Source organism: Enterococcus sp. OL5 (genome assembly GCF_006491895.1).
In the GTDB taxonomy this organism is placed as follows: Bacteria; Bacillota; Bacilli; order Lactobacillales; family Enterococcaceae; genus Enterococcus_D; species Enterococcus_D innesii.
On sequence record NZ_VHIL01000007.1, the window covers coordinates 162,239 to 182,098 of the forward strand.

The following is a 19,860-nucleotide window of genomic DNA, read 5'->3' on the forward strand; positions in this document are numbered from 1 at the left end:
CACTACTCACCACCATTCGAGTGACACAAAAAGCAGTCCAACGACGCAAACAGCGAGGAGTAAAAATCAATGAAGAAACAAGTTTATATCATCTCACACAGCCACTGGGATCGAGAATGGTACATGCCTTACGAACAGCATCACATGCGGCTAGTGGAATTGATGGATGATCTTTTAGAATTAATTGAAAATGACCCTGAGTTCCACAGCTTCCATCTAGATGGACAGACGATCATCTTGGATGACTATTTAGAAGTGCGACCTGAAAAACGCGAAGCGGTCAAAGCGGCCATCCAACAAGGAAAATTACAGATCGGTCCGTTTTATATTTTGCAAGATGACTTTTTGATCAGTGCTGAATCAAACACCCGTAACATGCTGATTGGAATGGCAGAAAGCAAAAAGTGGGGTACCCCCGTTATGTTGGGGTATTTCCCAGATACTTTCGGTAATATGGGGCAAACCCCGCAAATGATGCTGCAAGCCAATCTTGAAAGTGCTGCATTTGGGCGTGGCGTCAAACCGATCGGCTTTGACAACGAAGTTTTACCCGATGATCAATTTACTTCCCAATATTCTGAAATGCATTGGGAAGGTCCAGATGGCAGTCAAATCTTTGGTCTACTCTTTGCCAACTGGTACTCCAATGGCAATGAGATTCCAGTGGATAAAGCAGAAGCCAAAGCTTTTTGGACACAAAAACTGCAAGATGTAGAAAAGTTTGGTGCCACCAATCATTACTTAATGATGAATGGGGTCGATCATCAACCTGTCCAAAAAGACATTTCGGCAGCGATTCGTACAGCCAACGAGCTTTTCCCAGAGTATGAATTCAAGCACGCCAGCTTTACCGAATACCTTGAAGCAGTGCAAGCAGATCTGCCAGATGACCTAGGAACTGTTACAGGTGAATTGACCAGTCAAGAAACCGATGGTTGGTATACTTTAGCCAATACCGCCTCTTCCCGAGTCTATTTAAAACAATGGAATACAAAGGTTTCCCGCCAATTAGAAAATGTTGCGGAGCCATTAGCAACTATGGCTTATGAAGCAAGCGGCAGCTATCCTCACGATATGTTGGATCATGCGTGGAAAACCCTGATGCAAAATCATCCCCACGACAGCATCTGCGGCTGTTCAGTGGACGAAGTACACCGAGAAATGATGCCGCGGTTTGAAAAAGCCAATGAAATCGGCAAGTTTGTGGCAGATGAAGCGTTACGCAATTTAGTAGCCGCCATCGACACGAGCCAGTTTCCTGAGGAGAGTCGCCCCTTCGTGGTCTTCAACACCACTGGCAGCACTCGTTCTGGTTTAGTGGAAGTGGTGATCGAACTTGAGCGTAAAACATTCCGTGAAGGATTGCCAAGCAAGCTTTACCACGAATTGTTGGCGAAGCCAAAAGGTTCTTATTCGGTGATCGATGAACAGGGGAACCCTGTTGCTGCGATCATCAGTGAAGAAGAGGTGCTTTTTGACTATGAATTGCCTAAAGATGCCTTTCGGATTCCTTTCATGAAACGCTTTGTCACGGTCCAAGTAGAAGCAAACCAGTTGCCGGAATTTTCATGGCAGACCTTTGCCCTAGTGGAAAAAGCCGCTATGCCAGTAGAGAGCGCACCGATCGTTTCAGAAGGAGGGCATAAACTTGCCAACGCACATTTGGAAGCCGTCATTACTGAAAACGGCAGCTTGACGATTACAGACAAAGCAACCCAAAAAACCTATCGCAATTTACTGGTTTTCGAGGATGTGGGGGATATCGCCAATGAGTACATCTTCAAACAACCAGAAGGAGATCAAGCAATCTTATCGACGCAATTTCCGTATCACGTGACGATCGAACAAAACGATCCGCTGGTGGGAGTCGTGCGACTGACGCAAGAATTACAGATTCCTGTTTCAGCAGATGACCGTTTGTTAGAAGAACAAAAAGCTGTCGTCGATTTCCGTTTCCGTAAGGCACAGCGGAGTCAAGAATTGGTTGCTTTCAAGATCGAGACGGAGATTCGTTTAGAACGAACCAGCAACCGCCTGGCATTTAAAACCACCGTCAACAACCAAAGCAAAGATCACCGACTGCGGGTGTTATTCCCAACAGGGATCACCACGGATTTCCATGAAGCTGACAGCATTTATGAAGTCGTAAAACGGCCAAATCAGGTTTCCAGTCATTGGGAAAACCCAACAAATCCGCAGCATCAGCACGCCTTTGTCAACTTGCATGATGAAACTAGCGGCATGACGGTTTCTAATTTTGGTTTGAACGAATATGAAATCGTGAAGGATCAGATCTGCTTGACCTTGTTGCGCTGTACGGGAGAACTAGGCGATTGGGGCTACTTCCCAACACCAGAAGCGCAATGCTTAGGCAGCCACACCTTTGAATACGGCGTAGCCTGTCATGGGGCTCCTGAAGAACGTTATGAAACGTATCGCCAAGCACAAGCTGCCCAAGTTCCTTGGACGGCAAGCCAGACCGACAAGCACCAAGGCAAGCTAGCCAGCAGCAACCAATACATGGAAGCTCATGGATCGACGGTAGCTATCACCGCCTTAAAACGCAATCGCCAAGACCAACAAATCGTTTTGCGGGGCTATAATTTGGCGGATCAAGCCACTGCCTTTCACGTGCAAAAAGAGCAGGCGGCACTTTGTCTGTTGAATCTTTTAGAGGAAGAACAAGCATCGAGCGTCAATGAGCAATTACGCCCATATGAAATTCGTACCATTGGAGTAAAGGAGTGAGAAATGATGGTTTACGGAGGAATTGAAGCCGGCGGCACAAAAATGATTTGTGCCGTTGCCGATGACCAGCTGACGATCATCGCCCAAGAGTCGATCCCAACGAAAACACCAGAGGAAACGTTAGCGGCGATCTTTGCCTTTTTCGATCCCTACGATCTCGTGTCATTAGGGGTCGGTTCCTTTGGTCCGATCGGGATCGATCCAACCCAAGCGACCTATGGCCACATACTAGCCACGCCGAAAAAGGGCTGGCAGCAGTTCGATTTTCTCGGTGCGTTAAAGAAGCGCTACCCAGAGACAGCATTTGCTTGGACAACAGATGTCAATGCTGCCGCTTATGGAGAATTACGCCAAGGGGCGGCGCAAGGCAAAGACAGCTGTGTCTATTTGACGGTAGGAACCGGCATTGGCGCCGGGGTCGTTCGTGAAGGAAAGATTTTCGAAGGGATCGGTCATCCAGAAATCGGTCATACCTATGTCAAACGCCACAGTGAAGATACGTATGCGGGTACTTGCCCCTATCACGGCGACTGTCTGGAAGGATTAGCCGCAGGGCCTTCTTTGGAAGGACGCACGGGGATCAAAGGACAAGACTTGCCGCAAGATCACGAGATTTGGGGGTTGCAGGCCTTTTATCTAGGGCAAGCGCTGGTCAATATCACGTTGACTTTAGCACCTGAGAAAATCATTTTAGGCGGTGGGGTCATGAATCAGCCGCATTTACTCGCTCAAATCCAACAAGCCTTCCTGAAACAAATGGCAGGCTATATGGAGACACCACCAGTGGAAGACTACATCGTCACTTGGGGCTTGCCGAACAAAAGCGGCATCATCGGCTGTCTCTTGTTAGGCAAAGAGCAGGTGACTGCCCATGACTAACCTGCATTTTCCTAAAGATTTTTGGTGGGGGGCCGCCGCCAGCGGTCCACAAACTGAAGGACGAATGGCCGATGATGGCAAAGGCGATTCGATTTGGGACTATTGGTACGCAACGGAGCCAGAACGTTTTTATCAAAAACGGGGACCCAAAGATACCGTCCAACTGCTGCAGCGTTACCCAGAAGATGTGGCGTTGATGAAAGAGATCGGCTTTAATTCTTTTCGAACCTCGATCCAGTGGAGTCGCTTGCTGCCAGAAGGAAGAGGGGCGGTCAATCAACAAGCGGTGGCATTTTATCGCGAGTACTTCGCCACTTTGATCGAAAATGGCATCGAGCCTTTCATCAATTTGTATCATTTTGATATGCCGATGGCACTGCAAAAAGAAGGCGGCTGGCTCAATCGCGAGACTGTCACAGCATTTGCAGATTATGCCGCTTTGTGTTTTGAATTGTTCGGTGATCAAGTCCGCCATTGGTTCACGCAAAATGAACCGATCGTGCCAGTGGAGATGGGGTATTTGTATCAGCAGCATTACCCAGCAGAAATCAATTTGGCTCACGCGGTGCAAGTTGGCTACCATGAAGCACTCGCCAGCGCCTTAGCGATCCAACGCTTCCGTCAGTCTCAGCAACCAGGCGAAATCGGCATCATCTTGAATTTGACACCGACTTATCCGAAAGATCCGAACGACGAAAAAGATGGCCAAGCGGCGCAACTGGCAGATGCCTTTTTCAACCGTTCCTTCTTAGATCCTGCCGTCAAGGGCACCTTTCCGGAAGAATTGATCACTGTCTTAAACGAGTTGGCGATCATGCCAGAAACCAGAGCCGAAGATTTACAGATCATTAAAGAAAACACGGTCGATCTCTTGGGGGTCAACTATTATCAGCCAAGGCGGGTGCAGCAAAAGCGTTCTGCCAAAACAGCGGACACACCAATGCCAGAAGATTACTTCGATGTTTATGATTGGCCAGAAAAGAAAATCAATCCCCATCGAGGCTGGGAGATCTATGAACGAGGCATCTATGATACCTTGATCAACCTACGAGACAACTATGGCAATATCCCCTGTTATATTTCAGAAAACGGCATGGGGGTCGAAGATGAAACACGCTTTATCGATGCCAGCGGTCAGATCCAAGATGAGTACCGCATCACCTTTATCAAAGATCATTTGCGGTATGTTCACCAAGCAATCCAAGAAGGCAGCCGGTGCCGCGGGTATCACATGTGGACTTGCATGGACAATTGGTCTTGGCTGAATGAATTCAAAAATCGTTACGGGTTTATTGCCGTTGATTTGGCTACCCAAAAACGCACCATCAAAAAGTCAGGTGAGTGGTTCCGTGAAGTGATTCAGCAAAACGGCTTTGTCGACTGAACATTCATAAAAAACAACTCAATGAAGCGTCCTATCTTGCAAAAGGTAGGACGTTTTTCTGGTTTTTAGAGAATAAAAACAAAATATAAACAAAGACCTTTAATTTGTTTCATTTTATCTTTAGTTTGTTCCTTATTTTTTAGGGATGAAAGCGTTATTCTAGTAGCATGAAGGAGATGATGAGATGTGAAGAAAAAGGGGTTTTGGAGGAATGTCTGGCAATACAAAGCGTTAATATTGATGGCTTTACCAGGTGTTGTCTGGTTTATCTTTTTTTTCTATATACCTGTATTCGCAAATGTGGTGGCGTTCAAAGATTTCCACATTTCACCAGACGGCTTTTTTGCCAGTTTGAAACAAAGCCCGTGGGTCGGCTTTGATAACTTTAAATTTTTATTTGCATCCAATGATGCTTGGCTGATCACTAGAAATACGTTACTCTACAATATCGTATTTTTAGCATTCAACCTATTCTTTGCGATTGCCTTTGCCATTATAATGAGTGAGCTACGCAATAAGCGTTTGGTAAAAGTTTATCACACGATGTCACTGTTGCCGTACTTCCTTTCTTGGGTGGTTATTTCGTACTTTGTCTATGCCTTTTTGAGTCCAGACAAAGGGATCATCAACCAATGGATCACGGGTATGGGCGGTGAAGGAATCAACTGGTATGCTGATCCGAAATGGTGGCCGTTTATTTTCGTCTTTATGAATGTCTGGAAGAGCTTAGGTTACAACAGCATCATCTATTATGCGTCAGTGGTCGGGATCGATCAAACGTATTACGAAGCCGCGATGGTCGATGGTGCCAGCAAATGGCAGCAGATCAAAAATGTGACGTTGCCACAACTGATTCCAATGATTTCCGTCTTGTTGATTTTGAACATCGGTGGGATCTTCCGTGCCGACTTCGGACTTTTCTATCAAGTCCCACGAAACTCTGGGGCGTTGTACCAAGTCACCTCCGTTTTAGATACGTACATTTATAATGGACTGACTGCCACAGGCGACTTCGGGATGACCGCAGCTGCCGGCCTTTATCAATCAGTTGTTGGGGCATTATTATTACTAACAGCGAATTTGGTTGTTCGTAAACTAGAACCAGATTCAGCATTATTCTAAGGAGGATGGATAAATGAAGAAAAAAGTAACGAAAGTCGAGATCCGCTCCTTTAACCCAACGGTCAACCTGATTTTTAATATCGTGATCGGTCTGTTCGCGATTTCCTGTGTCTTGCCGTTTCTCTTTGTGATTGCGATCTCATTGACCAGTGAAACCTCTTTGGCAGAAAACGGCTATCGCTTTTGGCCACAAGAATTTTCGTTCGCAGCATATACCTACCTGTTTAGCGGACAAATGAGCAGCAAAATTTTCCAAGCATTTGGCGTATCTATTTTTATCACTGTTTTTGGTACCTTCGTCAATGCAACGATGACTTCGCTATATGCCTATGTCATCTCTCGCTCAAATTTTCCATTCCGTCGGTTCTTTACGATCTTCGCTTTGATCACCATGTTATTTGCGCCAGGGATGGTTGCCAATTACTTAGTGATGGTCAACTTGATCCAATTGAAAGACACGATTTGGGCATTGATCTTACCCCTTGCCTTAGGGCCTTTTAATATCCTTGTTATGCGGACCTTCTTTAAAAAGACGGTACCAGATAGTATTATAGAATCTGCGCGGATCGACGGTGCCAGCGAAATGAAGATTTTTCTGTCCATCGTGTTGCCGTTAGCGGTTCCAGGGATCGCAACGATCAGTCTATTTGCCGCTCTTGGCTATTGGAACGACTGGTTCAATGCATTGTTGTATATTCAAAAAGACTCTTTAGTGCCGTTACAAGCACTTTTGATGCGGATTCAAAGCAACTTGGACTATCTAGCCAAAAGCTCCGGCATGGCTGCCCAGATCCAAGGCGGTTTGGCCGCTTTGCCAAGCGAAACTGCTCGCATGGCAATCGTTGTTGTTGCAACCTTACCGATTGCGATCACCTATCCATTCTTCCAACGGTATTTTGTCGGTGGTCTGACAATTGGTGGCGTCAAAGAATAATCAAATAAGTATAGGGAGGAAACAAAAATGAATTTGTGGAAAAAAACAGCTTTTGCTGGGATGGCCGCAGCGGCAACTTTGGGAATGGCTGCCTGTGGGTCGAACGGCGCAACATCCGATTCAGAGAACAATGCAGACGGCGTAACGACTTTATTGATGTATCAAGTCGGGGACAAGCCAGAAAACTTTGATCAATTAATGGAGATCGCTAATAAACGCATTGAAGAAAAAACCAACGCTCGCATCGATCTGCAGTACATCGGCTGGGGAGACTGGGATCAAAAAATGAGCACCATCATTTCATCGGGTGAAAACTACGATATTTCCTTTGCCTCAAATTACGTTGCGAATGCGCAAAAAGGCGCGTATGCAGATTTGACGGAGTTAGCACCAAAATATGCCAAAGAAGCGTATGATCAATTAGACGAATCTTATATCAAAGGCAATACGATCGACGGAAAATTATATGCCTTTCCAGTCAATGGCAATATTTATGCCCAACAAGTCTTGACCTTCAATAAACAATATTTAGACAAATATGATTTGGATATCAGCGGGATCGAATCTTATGCAGATGCCGAAGACGTGTTGAAGAAGTTTAAAGAAGAAGAACCAAACATCGCACCGTTTGCGATCGGACAAACCTTTAATGTTTCTGGAAACTATGATTATGTGATTGGGAAAGATTACCCATTTGCTGTTAAATTGGATGGCGATACAACGAAGATCATCAATCAATACGAAGATGATGAACAAATGGAAAACTTGAAATTGATGCACAAATGGTACAACGAAGGTTTGATCCCAACCGATGCAGCCACCAATACAACTGGTTACCCATTAGAAGGCAACACATGGTTCATGCGTGAAGAAACTCAAGGACCAATGGATTACGGCGATACGATCTTAAGCAATGCCGCAGGTCATGAATTGGTTTCACGTCCAATCACGAAACAATTAAAATCAACCGGACAAGCGCAAATGGCAAACTTTGTTGTAGCGAATGTTTCGAAAAACAAAGAAAAAGCAGTGGAAGTGTTGGGCTTGTTGAACAGCGATCCTGAATTGTTGAATGGATTGGTTTGGGGTGTTGAAGGCGAAGCCTGGGAAAAAATCGAAGGCCAAGACAACAAAATCCGCCTCCTTGATGGCTACTTGCCAAATACCCGCATGGCTGCTTGGAACACTGGGAACAACATGATCCTTTATACACAAGAATCCATCACAGACGATATGATCAAAGAGCGTGATGAAAACATTGCTAACGCGGAAGCATCACCAATCTTAGGGTTCAACTTCAAGACTGATAATGTGAAAACAGAAATCACGAATATCGCCAATGTCATGAACCGTTACAAAGCAAGTTTAGCAACCGGAACGATCGATCCAGAAGAAAATGTTCCGAAACTAAACGAAGAATTAAAAACCGCTGGCTGGGAGAAGGTCCGCGATGAAATGCAAAAACAATTTGATGAGTACCGTGCAAGCCAAGAATAAGCAACAGGTGGTTCTCACAAATCAATAGATCAAGCAAGCCGGAGGCTAAACGCATCAGGACCAATGGTTCCCACGTCTAGCTTCTGGCTGCTTTTTCTTTTAAGTGAATAGAGGGATTTTATTCAAAAAACGCAACTTTTATTTTTTCGCTTTTAAATCTCAAGCATGTTGCATCTAAAACGTACATAGCATTAAAAGATTCTCAGGTAGCTTGAGTAGGAAGCTGGAATCATGCTACATTTTCGGTAGGGAACAAATAAGGGAGGAATTTTAAATGGAAGAAACAGCAAATAGCGGGTTGGTCAAGGGCTTTCGCTTGATTTGGGCGATCGTGAAGTTGAATTTGTTTTTTGTCGTATTGACGTTTGCCGGTGGTGGAATCTTAGGGATCGGTCCAGCGTTTCATACCATCAGTGCTTTGATCCACGAAGATGGACTAAATTATGAGAATCAAAGCTTTCGCAGCGCATGGCGCATTTGGCGCAACGTCTTTGTCAAGGCCAACAAGCAGTTTTATCTGTTTTTCCTACTGACAGGGTTCTTAGTGTATAACCTGTATTTAGCTACCCAGATCCAAGGCTTGATTTGGTTGATGATCTCTTTTGTTTTAGTTGTGGTCAGTGGATTGAGTGTTTTACTGTACCTGTTAAGTGTAGTTTTTGACACGTCTTATGAGATTTCCTTGTGGAATAACCTGAAATTGTCCTTTGTGTGTCTGTTTCTTCATATGGCGACCTTTCTAAAATTACTGGTTGGGATCGCTAGTATTCTAGTTTTTACTTGGATGATGAAAGGGCTTTTGCTCTTTGGAACATTCAGCTTACTGATTTTATGGTGCCATGTGGCGATCAGTCAGGAAAAAAACGTCATTGATCGGGATTTGGCACATGACTAAGTGGCGTTTTCGTTTGTTCAAACATGATTTTTTGATCAATCAGTTGATGCAGCTGTACAGTGTGCTCTTGGTGATCATCTCCATCATTATTATGCTGGTCCTGACCGCTTATACCGGAGCGGATCGTTTTACTACGAGTGAACGTTTAGTGGAGAGCACAAGCATGCAGCTGGATGCTTATGTACAAGACCAAAATACCGTTGTTTCAACGGTACTTGGCGAATTTACTAGTTCAGATACCGCCTTTGAATCTTTACGCAACTATTTGCAGCTTTCATTGCCAGATTATTTTTCCTATAGTAATGATATTTTTCGCCAGACGGGACAAAGTGTTTACTTACCAAATATTCTCTATCGTTTGATTCGTAATCATCCTAGTATCGAAGAGATCATCATTCAGTTGGATGAAAGCAATGAGACACTAGTGGCAACGCCGGATACACCTTACGGAGAAAAACACAGCGGCAAACAGATTGATTTAAAAAATCGTCTGTTTTTTGTTCGTTCGATCGCCCAACCAAGTAATTATGCCCAGCCCTTAGGCCAAGTCTACGTGATCTTTCGTTCAGACGATGTTTTAGCCAATCGACAAGAAGACAACCAAGTTCATGGAATCAATAGTTTTTTGTATACCTCAAATGGTCAGCGCCTTTACAAGGATGCCACGAACCTCAGCAAGGAAACTTTAGCCAAAATTGATCAGGCGGTTGCTCACGGAACCATTCACGACACTCTTTCGAAAGACTTTTATATCAAAAAACAAACCACTGTCAGCGGAGAAGTGTCCCTGGTTTTGTTGTCAAAAAGGGTGATTTGGCGGGATATTTTTTCCAGTGCCATATGGATCTTTAGTTTTGGAATCGGGATTCTCTTGTTGGTCCTATGGGTGCTTCATCGCACCTTTAAGCGCTATACATCGCAAGTAGAGCAGATCGTCTATGCGACGAAAGAAGTCAGCCAAGGGAATTTTAACAAACGGATCGATACCGCCAATGTCCAACAAGAACTGAAAGAAATCGCAGAAGCCATCAATCACATGACCTACAGTATCAACGAGTACATCAAAGATATTTACACACTGGAGATCAAACAACGGGATGCCGACATGCGGGCATTGCAAGCCCAGATCAATCCGCATTTTCTCTATAACACCTTAGAATACATTCGAATGTATGCCTTGAGCCGCAACCAAGAAGAGCTGGCGGATGTCGTCTATGCCTTTTCGGCACTGCTACGGAACAACACGACGCAAGAAAAGACGAAGACCTTAAAAGAAGAAATCGATTTTTGTGAAAAATATGTCTACTTGTTTCAGATGCGCTACCCAGATAAGATCGCCTATCATGTAACTATCGATCCGGCATTCGAACAGTTGGAATTGCCGAAGTTCACGCTGCAGCCGCTTGTCGAAAACTATTTTGTTCACGGTATCGATTATCAGCGCAATGATAACGCCATCAGTATCAAAGCTTATAAAGAAGCCGATCAGATCGTGATTGAAGTCAAAGACAATGGCAAAGGCGCAGATCCGCAGCAGTTAGCGATGATTCATGAAGAACTGCAAAATCAGGAGATCGGAGCCCAAACCTCGATCGGGATCAAAAATGTTCACGAACGGTTGCGGGGAATGTTCAACGGCGCCTATCAAATGGATGTTACGTCTCAAGCAGCTGCTGGGTTTACGGTCAAGATCCGCTTAGATGAGAAAAGTTTGCAAAGGGGGCATGAGGCAGATGTATAAAGCAATGTTCGTTGACGATGAATACATGATCTTGCAAGGGCTGCAGATGATCTTGCCTTGGCAAGAGCTGGGCTTTGAGGTGGTGCATACAGCGAAAAGTGCTAGTGAGGCTCTCGAGTATCTACAAGAACATTCCGTTGATTTGCTGATCACGGATATTCGGATGCCAGAAATGAACGGCATCGATATGATCCGCCAAGCGCAAGCGTTTGGGAATCGATTCTTCTCGATCATTCTCTCAGGCTATCAAGAGTTTGCCTTTGTCAAACAAGGCATGGCGTTAGGTGTGCGTAATTATCTGGTCAAACCTGTTAACAAAGAAGAACTGCGTAGCAGTGTTCAAGCGATTGCAGCTGAGTTAGAGGAGCAGCAAAAACTGTTGGCAGAAAAAGAACTGTATCAAGAATCAAGCCTCCTACTTTGGTTGAATGATGAATTGAACGAAAGCGAGTACCTCCATTTGCTGGCGCAACAGCGGGTACCACTAGCAGCGCCCTTTACTGTTTTGCAGTTCAATGGGACTGCCGAGATCTTACAAAAAATCACGACGTTTTTTCAGCAACACGATCAGCCATTGATCTTACCAGGGCGATTAGATGAAAACCAAGTGATCATTACCGCAGCCGGACCAAGACAGCAAATCAACACTGACCTAAAAGCACTGGCACAGCAGCTTGATAGTAAAGACTGGCAGTTGATCATGAGCGAAACCATCAACGAGTGGGAGAATTTGTATAAAGCCTATGAAAAAATCAAACAGGTTCAGTCACTGCAAGCCTTCTACCCAGATCTGTTCTTACAAGAACAGACGATCCACGTGGATATATTAGAACGAAACGAAGAACTCCCGTTTCTATCTTTTAACAAAGCACTGACCATCGGGGATGTTAAAACGATCCAACATGAGTTGGATAAAATGTTCGCTATTTTGGAACAAACCCAAGCAGACCCTGAGCATGTTCGTTATGTTTCTTTTTTATTGTTCAATGATATTTATCGGCAACTGCCGGTGCTTTCCCAAGAAAACCATGAGCAGATTTTAGCACGAATCCGCGAGTCCAATACATTGGCAGATTTGCGGCAACTCTTTGATGATGTGCTGGAATTGGCGAAATCACAGCCGCCGCAAAAACGTTATTCAGAGATCGTTCAAAAGACGATCCAGCTGATCGAAGAAGGTTATACCCATGATTTGACGGTCAAATCAGCGGCAGAAGAACTGCACGTCAGCGTCGTTTATTTGGGACAGCTCTTCAAGAAAGAAACGGAAATGAGTTTTAATCAGTACGTCAATCTGGTGCGAATCAAGCAAGCCCAGCAGCTGCTGCTTCATTCGAAAGCCACGATCAGTGAGATCGGGGATCGCATCGGTTACAACAATACCAACTATTTTTCCAAAATGTTTAAGAAATTGAATGGTCTGACCCCCAAAGAGTTTCGCGATACCTATGAACAGCATTATGAATCCCTTGATTGAATTTAGATTTCTTCAAAAAAATCCGGTTTTTGTGATTAAATGATAGTAATTGTGACGCTTTCACGGTAAACTAAGAGAGGAAAAATAAAGAAGAGAGCGTGATGTTGTGAAAGAAACCAAAAAATTTGCACAAGTTTTGATAGGTACCGGGCTGATTGCGTTAGCCATATCCTTATTGATCACCGCCCATCAAGGATATGATACGATCAGTACGTTTTTACTAGGAATTTTGAATTTTGTCGATGTCCCCTTTTGGATTGCCAGTTTGTGTTTTAATATTGTTGTTTTGTTGATCGTTGCAGTCTTTGATCGTGCTGAATTAGGCATTGGCAGTTTTATCAATGGGATCGGCTTAGGCCTGCTGATTGGGGTCTTTGAACCAGTGATGGACAAAGTATCGATTCATTTGCCTTTCTACCCGTGGATCGCTATTTTCGCGGCACCGATCTTATTCGGGATCGGCGCCGGTATCTACGTTTCTTCCAACAAAGGTTCAGCCGCACTTGAAGCCTTGACGGCCTTGATCTACAAACGAAGCAAATTGACGCAAAAAACGATCCGTATCGGCTTGGATGCAGCCATGGTCTTGATTGGTTTTGCGTTAGGCGCCAGTGTGGGGTTAGGTACTCTCTTGTGTATCGTCTTTATTGGCCCAATCTTTGAAGCCACCATGAAAACCATCGCTGCTCGGAAGAAAAACGCCTAGCCTTGAGAATAAGTCGGAAAAAGCTGTCTGTGAGGGCAGCTTTTTTGCTGCTTCCATTTAAAGGAATTATCTGAAGGGAGAGGAATCCTGATTTCTTTAAGATTCTCTGGGTAAAAAAAGTGTTTTCTCCATGGTTACGGTCTTAGTGGACTTGGTATACTGATAAGACGAGTAAAGGAGAAATGAAAATGAAAAGTTATCGTTCGACGATTGCAGCTTGCTTTGTAGGGTACATCGTTCAAGCCGTGATCAATAATTTTGCCCCCTTATTATTTTTGACCTTTCAAAGCCAATACCAGCTGCCGATCAGTCAGATCACCTTGTTGGTCAGTTTTAACTTTTTGACCCAGTTAGCCGTCGATTTTGCAGCGATCTTTTTTGTAGACCGCATCGGCTATCGTATTTCGATCGTAGCGGCGCATTTTTTTGCAGCGATCGGCTTGATTGGTTTAGCTGTTTTTCCCTTATGGTTTCCGACTCCGTTTAGCGGGCTGTTAGCAGCGGTTTTGTTGTATGCCATTGGCGGTGGCTTGTTGGAAGTCTTAGTCAGTCCCATCGTTGAAGCCTGTCCAACGGAACATAAGGAAAAAACCATGAGCATGCTGCACTCGTTTTATTGCTGGGGGTACGTGGGTGTCGTTTTGTTCTCAACGGCGTTCTTCCTGGTGTTCGGTATTCAACAGTGGCCGATTTTGGCGATCATCTGGGCGCTGATCCCGTTGGTCAATTTGTTTTTCTTTACCAAAGTCCCGTTGGCGCCAATCGTTGCCGAAGGAGAACGAGGCTTGACCACTCGACAGCTCTTTTCTTTGAAAAGCTTTTGGCTGTTTCTGGTGATGATGGTCTGTGCCGGAGCCAGCGAACAAGCGGTCAGTCAATGGGCATCGACGTTTGCTGAACAGGGCTTAGGCGTTAGTAAAACGCTAGGCGATTTGGCAGGGCCAATGGTTTTTGCCTTGATGATGGGGATCTCGCGCTTGCTTTACGGCAAGTTCGGGGAACGGATCGATTTGAAACGCTTTATGTTTTTGAGTGTTTTGCTTTGCCTACTGGCGTATATGATGATCGGCTTTGCTTCATTGCCGTTGATTGGGTTCATCGGCTGCGGCTTAAGCGGTTTTGCCGTAGGGATCATGTGGCCAGGGGTCTTTAGTCTTTCTGCGCAATACATTCGCAACGGCGGGACGGCGCTATTTGCATATTTGGCATTAGCGGGAGACCTAGGGTGTTCAATCGGCCCTGCTGTCGTTGGTAGTATCGTTGAATGGACGGGACAACAGCTGCAGGTTGGGATTCTAGGTGCGATCGTTTTCCCAATCATCTTGCTGGCAGGAATTTTTTTAGTTCAACAAATGCACAAAAAGCGGCAGCTTCCGTTGTTCGTTTTTCAGGAATCCACAAAAGAATAAAAAAATTTTAGAGCAAATGCCGTCTTTTCATGGTATTTGCTTTTTGTTTTCTGAAATTCCCCTAGTCAAGACAGTTTCAATCCGCTATACTTTGACTTATTCATTTAAAAGGAAGTGATGTTGTGAAAAGTCAATTGAAAAAAGAAATCAGTTTTTTTGGGGCATTATCGACAGTAATGGGAACGGTGATCGGCGCAGGCGTGTTTTTCAAAGCAGCGGCTGTGGTTCAGCAGACGCAATCGACTGGATTGACCTTGTTGGTCTGGCTGCTTGCCGGCTTTCTAACGATTTGCGGCGGTTTGACCGTGGCAGAATTAGCGACGGCGATTCCTGAAACCGGCGGACCCATTCGATATATTGAAAGAATTTATGGGAAATTACCCTCCTTTTTATTAGGCTGGGCACAAAGTATCATTTACTTTCCAGCGAATGTTGCGGCTCTAAGTATTATTTTTGCGACCCAGTGCTTGAACTTATTTCATCTACCTAGCAATTATTTGATTCCTCTGTCGATTTTGACCGGAACGAGTGTGACTTTGATCAATCTTTTGGGAACAAAAGCCGCTGCTCAAGTCCAGTCGGTCACATTAGCAGTCAAGCTGATCCCGATTGCGGTGATCATCGTGGCTGGCCTATTGACACCCGGGCAAGTCTCGGTCTCATTGGTGGATTTTTCTTCCAATACTCAAGGTTCGCTTGCGGCTGGTATCAGTAGTGCTCTCTTAGCAACCCTTTTTGCTTATGATGGTTGGATGGGCGTCGGCAATGTCGCTGGAGAAATGAAGCGACCGGAAAAAGATCTACCTAAAGCCATCATCTTTGGGTTGAGTTTTGTCACCTTGGTGTACGTGTTGATCAATGTTGCCTTTTTAAAAACATTGCTGATCGATCAAATCGCTGGTAATTTGAACAGTGCCTCAGAAACTGCGATGGCCTTGTTCGGCAGCTTTGGCGGAAAACTGGTCACGATCGGTATCTTGATCTCTGTTTATGGCGCTTTGAACGGCTATACAATGACTGGCTTACGAGTTCCTTATGCTATGGCGTTAGAAGATGAGATTCCTTTCAGCAAGACCTTTGCGACCTTAAGTAAAACCACCAATGCACCTTATGCGGCGGCCTTTTTACAATTAGGCATCGCTTGTATCATGATGCTTTTAGGCACCTTTGATCTTTTGACCGATATGCTGGTTTTTGTTATGTGGTTCTTTAGTGTATTATTGTTTGTAGGGGTTTTTCGTTTGCGAAAAACAGAACCGCAGATGAAGCGTCCGTATAAAGTTCCCTTCTATCCAATCATTCCCTTGATTGCGATCTTAGGCGGCTGTTTTATCTTGATCATGACCTTGATCACTGACACTTGGTTAGCAGTCGTGGGAATCGGTGTGACGTTACTAGGAATTCCCGTTTTTTATGGAAAAGCAAAAGGAAAAGCGAGAGGAGCGAAAGAATGAAGATCGTTGTACTTGATGGCTATGCGTTGAATCCAGGAGATTTGTCTTGGCACGGGTTTGAAGAATTAGGAGAGGTGACGGTGTATGATCGTACCTCGTATACAGATAAACAAGAAATTATTGAGCGAATCGGCGATGCCGAAGCAATTTTGACAAATAAAACGCCGATCACCGCAGATGTGCTCAAAGCATGTCCGCAATTGACCTATATTGGGGTCTTAGCAACTGGATACAATGTCGTTGATTTGGCAGCAACGAAGGAACAGGGAATCACCGTGACCAATATTCCTAGCTACAGTACCAATGCAGTGGCACAAGCGACCTTTGCTTTGCTGCTGGAAGTGACGAATCAAGTGGGACACCATAATCGTTCCGTGCATCAGGGCGACTGGCAAACCAGCAAAGATTTTTCTTATTGGCAGACACCATTGATGGAATTGGCAGGCAAAACGATTGGGCTGATTGGATATGGTGCGATCGCTCAAGCAGTTGCCACGATCGCACATGCGTTTCAATTGAAAGTAATCTACTTTAATCATCGACCAAAACCAGCACAAGCTGCTTGGGCAAAACAAGTTTCGCTGGTGGAACTGTATCAAGAAGCAGATATCATTAGCCTTCATGTTCCACAGTTTCCTGAGACAGAAAAAATGATCGATCGCACAGCATTGGCACAAATGAAATCTTCTGCGATCCTGATCAATACCTCGCGTGGCGGCTTGATTGATGAAGCAGCAGTTGCTGAAGCGCTGCAAACTGGGCAGATCGCAGCCTTGGCGGCAGATGTCGTCTCGAAAGAACCGATTGCAGCGGACAATCCCTTGTTGCACGCACCAAATTGCTATTTGACGCCGCATATCGCTTGGGCGCCCGTCGAAACCCGACGTCGTTTGATGGGGATTGCTGTGGCGAACTTAAGCGGCTTTAAAGCAGGGACGCCACAAAACGTCGTGTAAGCAAAACGAGCAAAAGGACTTTGACAAAGCAGGCGACTAGCAAAGCAGTTAGTCTCGCCGACACAGTAACCATTTCGACCAGTCAGCCAGCCTCACAAGGTGATTGGTCGTAGGACTGGTGGTTTGTCTAAGTCTTTTTTTGCTGAAAAAGAAAGGAGACGGTCTTGAAAAAGTATTATTATCTAGCGGCCTTTGTTAGCTTGCTGGTCTTGAGCTGGCTGATCCAAACCCAAAGCAGTCGCTTTTATGCACAGCCGATCATAGAAGTACAAACGGTTCAAGTCACCGCCGACCAGCAGCAGATTCAAGGGATCCTTCGCAACGGAGAAGAAGCTGGGGCACTGCGGACAGTCACTACAGAATACACGCCCAACGGTGCGATTCATCCGTTGTATCAGATCGGACAACAGCTGCTTTTGCAAAAAGAAGGGGATGGCTGGCAGGTACAAACACAAAAACGGGATGGGTATCTCTTTTTCTTCCTTGGCTTATTCCTGATGGTAGTAGTCGCAATTGGTGGCAAAAAGGGCTTACGGGCTTTGCTTAGTATCTTTGTGAATACTGGCTTGCTGCTCCTTTTTCTTTGGTTTCACAAAGGCAACAGCTCCTTTTCATTGGTCTTTTTGATGATCGTTTTTACGATCGTCTCGTTGGTTTTGACGATGGGGATTTCCTATGGCTTTCGCACGATCGACAGTCGCAAAATCATTGCCTCCTTAGCCAGCGTTCTCTTGGCGTTTTTTCTCTGTCGATTCGCCATGGATCTTTTGCAAGATCATGGGTTGCGCTATGAGGAAATGTCGTTTCTGACCCGTCCGTATCGCAGTGTCTATCTAGGGAGTCTGCTGATTGGCGCGATTGGTGCCAGCATGGACAATATCGTCATGCTGATTGCCAGTTTAGATGAGATCCAACGCATCAATCCCCAGACGAGCCGCAAGGAACGATTAGCGATCGGTCGGTCCATCGCGCAAGATACGACTTCTTCGATGATCAATGTCTTGTTGTTTGCCTATTTAAGTGGGAGTATGCCAGCGCTATTGTTTTACCTAGCCAATGGCTGGCTGCTTTCGCAAGCATTGCCGATGCATCTTTCTTTAGAAATAGTGCGTACAGTATGCGGCGGCTTTGCGTTGGTTTTATCGGTACCGTTGACGCTCCTTTGTTTTGAAGTGCATAGGAGGAAAGCAAAATGACTGTTTTGTTTGTGTTGATCTTGCTTTTTCTCTTGTTGACTTTCGCTGTTTTTCGGATCGAAGGGCTGTTTCAAGTCACAGGTCTGTTTATGAATGTGGCCGTCTTTCTAGCGCTACTGGTTCTGATTGACCGAGGGGCACCGATTTTACCAGCGGCTTGTGTTGCCTTTTTAGCCGTGGCGGCGATCACCTTGTTTTTCGTGAACGGCGTCAATCAGAAAACCAAAATTGCCTTTGTCTGTGTGTTGGTCTTTCTAGGGCTTTTTCTACTACTATTTCCGCTTGTGCTCTCTGCAATGAATCTTCATGGGTTTTCGGTAGAGGAACTGGATGAGTTGGCGATGTATTCCTTTGATGTAGCCATCGATTTTAAGACATTGATGACCGCAATCATTTTGATGAGTTTTTCGGGGGCGGTGGCAGATGGGAGTATGGCGATCAGCACGGCGACCTTTGAACTTTTTCAAGCAATCCCGCAAGTCTCAATCAAGGCATTAAGTAAAAGTAGTATGACAGTGGTATCAGACGTATTGTCTTCGACGATCAATACCTTATTGTTTGCCTTTATGGGAAGTAATCTGGCGTTGATTGCGTGGTTTCAAGATTTATCGATCTCCTTTGGTGAAATGATCAATTCGAAGGCGTTCGTCTCAGAATTGATCGTTTGTTTGATCACGGGTCTGTCAGCGGTGATTATTTTACCCATCACCGCATGGGCAGCGAGTTGGTATTTTTTGAAAAGAAACCGAATGGAGTAGAAGGGAGCTAAACCACCATGGAACCACTAATTGAAACCAAGCGATTATTGCTGCGAGAAATGAGTCATGACGATCGTCCAGCGATTGAAAAGATTTTGCAAGATCCAGAAGTCATGATTGCTTATGAAGGACCCTTCAGTGAGCAGGAAGTCACTGGTTGGATCGACAAACAGCTGCAACGCTATCAAAACGATCACATTGGCTTGTGGCTAGTGATTGAGAAAGCATCCGGGCAAGCGATCGGTCAATGCGGTTTGACGTGGCAAGACGTCAAGGGAGAAGCCGTTTTAGAAATTGGGTACTTGTTTCAAAAGAACTTCTGGCATCATGGGTTTGCCACAGAAGCCGCCCAGGCTTGTAAAGACTATGCGTTTGCAACGCTAAATGCCGCCATTGTTTATTCGATCATTCGTGAGACCAATCAAGCCTCTGTAAATGTGGCATTGCGTAATGGAATGAAGCTGGTGGATCGCTTTGTTAAACACTATCGGCAAGTGGACATGCCGCATCTTGTGTATGCTGTGGCGAAAGAGAGGTGAAAAACGAAAGAATGCTTTTTTCGATGTAGACAATGAAACGCCCAAGAGTAGCTTTACTTAACTTTCTTTGGGGCGTTTTTTATGCTTGCGTAAAGCTTTTTCGCTCGATGAGTTCAGCCCCTAAAAGGGACTGATTTTGGTGATCGCTCAGGATGAACGATCTGG

16 protein-coding genes are annotated in these 19,860 nt (G+C 45.0%); all 16 read left to right on the forward strand.

What is annotated here, in order from left to right; translation table 11 throughout:
• Positions 1 to 69 precede the first annotated feature (69 nt).
• Entirely contained in the window at positions 70 to 2,748 is a 2,679-nt protein-coding gene (locus tag FJU10_RS10290; protein ID WP_140965837.1) for an alpha-mannosidase, read from the forward strand.
• Between the two features lie 3 nt (positions 2,749 to 2,751).
• Positions 2,752 to 3,627, forward strand: coding sequence for an ROK family protein (locus FJU10_RS10295; RefSeq protein ID WP_140965838.1), 876 nt, complete (start codon positions 2,752 to 2,754; stop codon positions 3,625 to 3,627).
• Entirely contained in the window at positions 3,620 to 5,011 is a 1,392-nt protein-coding gene (locus tag FJU10_RS10300) for a glycoside hydrolase family 1 protein (RefSeq protein WP_140965839.1), read from the forward strand. The genes FJU10_RS10295 and FJU10_RS10300 overlap by 8 nt, the downstream gene beginning before the upstream one ends.
• 240 nt (positions 5,012 to 5,251) lie before the next feature.
• Positions 5,252 to 6,133, forward strand: a complete 882-nt coding sequence (locus tag FJU10_RS10305) for an ABC transporter permease (protein WP_086294872.1) — start codon at positions 5,252 to 5,254, stop codon at positions 6,131 to 6,133.
• 13 nt (positions 6,134 to 6,146) lie between these two features.
• Positions 6,147 to 7,067, forward strand: a complete 921-nt coding sequence (locus tag FJU10_RS10310; RefSeq protein WP_005225516.1) for a carbohydrate ABC transporter permease — start codon at positions 6,147 to 6,149, stop codon at positions 7,065 to 7,067.
• Between the two features lie 27 nt (positions 7,068 to 7,094).
• Positions 7,095 to 8,564 carry an ABC transporter substrate-binding protein gene (locus FJU10_RS10315; protein WP_016613578.1) on the forward strand — a complete coding sequence of 490 codons (1,470 nt, stop codon included), beginning with the start codon at positions 7,095 to 7,097 and terminating at the stop codon, positions 8,562 to 8,564.
• Positions 8,565 to 8,838: 274 nt separating this feature from the next.
• Positions 8,839 to 9,459, forward strand: coding sequence for a YesL family protein (locus FJU10_RS10320; RefSeq protein WP_140965840.1), 621 nt, complete (start codon positions 8,839 to 8,841; stop codon positions 9,457 to 9,459).
• Positions 9,452 to 11,200 carry a sensor histidine kinase gene (locus tag FJU10_RS10325; RefSeq protein WP_140965841.1) on the forward strand — a complete coding sequence of 583 codons (1,749 nt, stop codon included), beginning with the start codon at positions 9,452 to 9,454 and terminating at the stop codon, positions 11,198 to 11,200. The genes FJU10_RS10320 and FJU10_RS10325 overlap by 8 nt, the downstream gene beginning before the upstream one ends.
• The gene (locus FJU10_RS10330; protein WP_081118201.1) at positions 11,193 to 12,677 is read left to right on the forward strand and encodes a response regulator transcription factor; all 1,485 of its coding nucleotides are present in this window, start codon (positions 11,193 to 11,195) and stop codon (positions 12,675 to 12,677) included. The genes FJU10_RS10325 and FJU10_RS10330 overlap by 8 nt, the downstream gene beginning before the upstream one ends.
• Before the next feature lie 106 nt (positions 12,678 to 12,783).
• On the forward strand, positions 12,784 to 13,383 hold the full coding sequence (locus tag FJU10_RS10335) for a YczE/YyaS/YitT family protein (RefSeq protein ID WP_077452751.1): 600 nt from the start codon (positions 12,784 to 12,786) through the stop codon (positions 13,381 to 13,383).
• A gap of 188 nt (positions 13,384 to 13,571) precedes the next feature.
• A complete protein-coding gene (locus FJU10_RS10340) occupies positions 13,572 to 14,792 on the forward strand; it encodes an MFS transporter (protein ID WP_140965842.1) in 1,221 nt (406 codons plus the stop codon).
• A gap of 122 nt (positions 14,793 to 14,914) precedes the next feature.
• Positions 14,915 to 16,246, forward strand: a complete 1,332-nt coding sequence (locus tag FJU10_RS10345; protein ID WP_140965843.1) for an APC family permease — start codon at positions 14,915 to 14,917, stop codon at positions 16,244 to 16,246.
• Positions 16,243 to 17,202, forward strand: coding sequence for a D-2-hydroxyacid dehydrogenase (locus FJU10_RS10350; RefSeq protein ID WP_140965844.1), 960 nt, complete (start codon positions 16,243 to 16,245; stop codon positions 17,200 to 17,202). Before FJU10_RS10345 ends, FJU10_RS10350 begins: the two co-directional genes overlap by 4 nt.
• A 164-nt stretch (positions 17,203 to 17,366) precedes the next feature.
• Positions 17,367 to 18,398 carry a YibE/F family protein gene (locus tag FJU10_RS10355; RefSeq protein WP_140965845.1) on the forward strand — a complete coding sequence of 344 codons (1,032 nt, stop codon included), beginning with the start codon at positions 17,367 to 17,369 and terminating at the stop codon, positions 18,396 to 18,398.
• A complete protein-coding gene (locus FJU10_RS10360; protein WP_140965846.1) occupies positions 18,395 to 19,156 on the forward strand; it encodes a YibE/F family protein in 762 nt (253 codons plus the stop codon). Before FJU10_RS10355 ends, FJU10_RS10360 begins: the two co-directional genes overlap by 4 nt.
• A gap of 17 nt (positions 19,157 to 19,173) precedes the next feature.
• Complete coding sequence (locus FJU10_RS10365) at positions 19,174 to 19,695, forward strand: GNAT family N-acetyltransferase (RefSeq protein ID WP_140965847.1); 522 nt, start codon at positions 19,174 to 19,176, stop codon at positions 19,693 to 19,695.
• Positions 19,696 to 19,860 lie beyond the last annotated feature (165 nt).

Bases quoted from the DNA above. Each gene is read 5' to 3' on its own strand.
- FJU10_RS10290 (WP_140965837.1), top strand. From the start codon at position 70: ATGAAGAAACAAGTTTATATCATCTCACACAGCCACTGGGATCGAGAA.
- FJU10_RS10295 (WP_140965838.1), top strand. From the start codon at position 2,752: ATGATGGTTTACGGAGGAATTGAAGCCGGCGGCACAAAAATGATTTGT.
- FJU10_RS10300 (WP_140965839.1), top strand. From the start codon at position 3,620: ATGACTAACCTGCATTTTCCTAAAGATTTTTGGTGGGGGGCCGCCGCC.
- FJU10_RS10305 (WP_086294872.1), top strand. From the start codon at position 5,252: ATGGCTTTACCAGGTGTTGTCTGGTTTATCTTTTTTTTCTATATACCT.
- FJU10_RS10310 (WP_005225516.1), top strand. From the start codon at position 6,147: ATGAAGAAAAAAGTAACGAAAGTCGAGATCCGCTCCTTTAACCCAACG.
- FJU10_RS10315 (WP_016613578.1), top strand. From the start codon at position 7,095: ATGAATTTGTGGAAAAAAACAGCTTTTGCTGGGATGGCCGCAGCGGCA.
- FJU10_RS10320 (WP_140965840.1), top strand. From the start codon at position 8,839: ATGGAAGAAACAGCAAATAGCGGGTTGGTCAAGGGCTTTCGCTTGATT.
- FJU10_RS10325 (WP_140965841.1), top strand. From the start codon at position 9,452: ATGACTAAGTGGCGTTTTCGTTTGTTCAAACATGATTTTTTGATCAAT.
- FJU10_RS10330 (WP_081118201.1), top strand. From the start codon at position 11,193: ATGTATAAAGCAATGTTCGTTGACGATGAATACATGATCTTGCAAGGG.
- FJU10_RS10340 (WP_140965842.1), top strand. From the start codon at position 13,572: ATGAAAAGTTATCGTTCGACGATTGCAGCTTGCTTTGTAGGGTACATC.
- FJU10_RS10350 (WP_140965844.1), top strand. From the start codon at position 16,243: ATGAAGATCGTTGTACTTGATGGCTATGCGTTGAATCCAGGAGATTTG.
- FJU10_RS10360 (WP_140965846.1), top strand. From the start codon at position 18,395: ATGACTGTTTTGTTTGTGTTGATCTTGCTTTTTCTCTTGTTGACTTTC.
- FJU10_RS10365 (WP_140965847.1), top strand. From the start codon at position 19,174: ATGGAACCACTAATTGAAACCAAGCGATTATTGCTGCGAGAAATGAGT.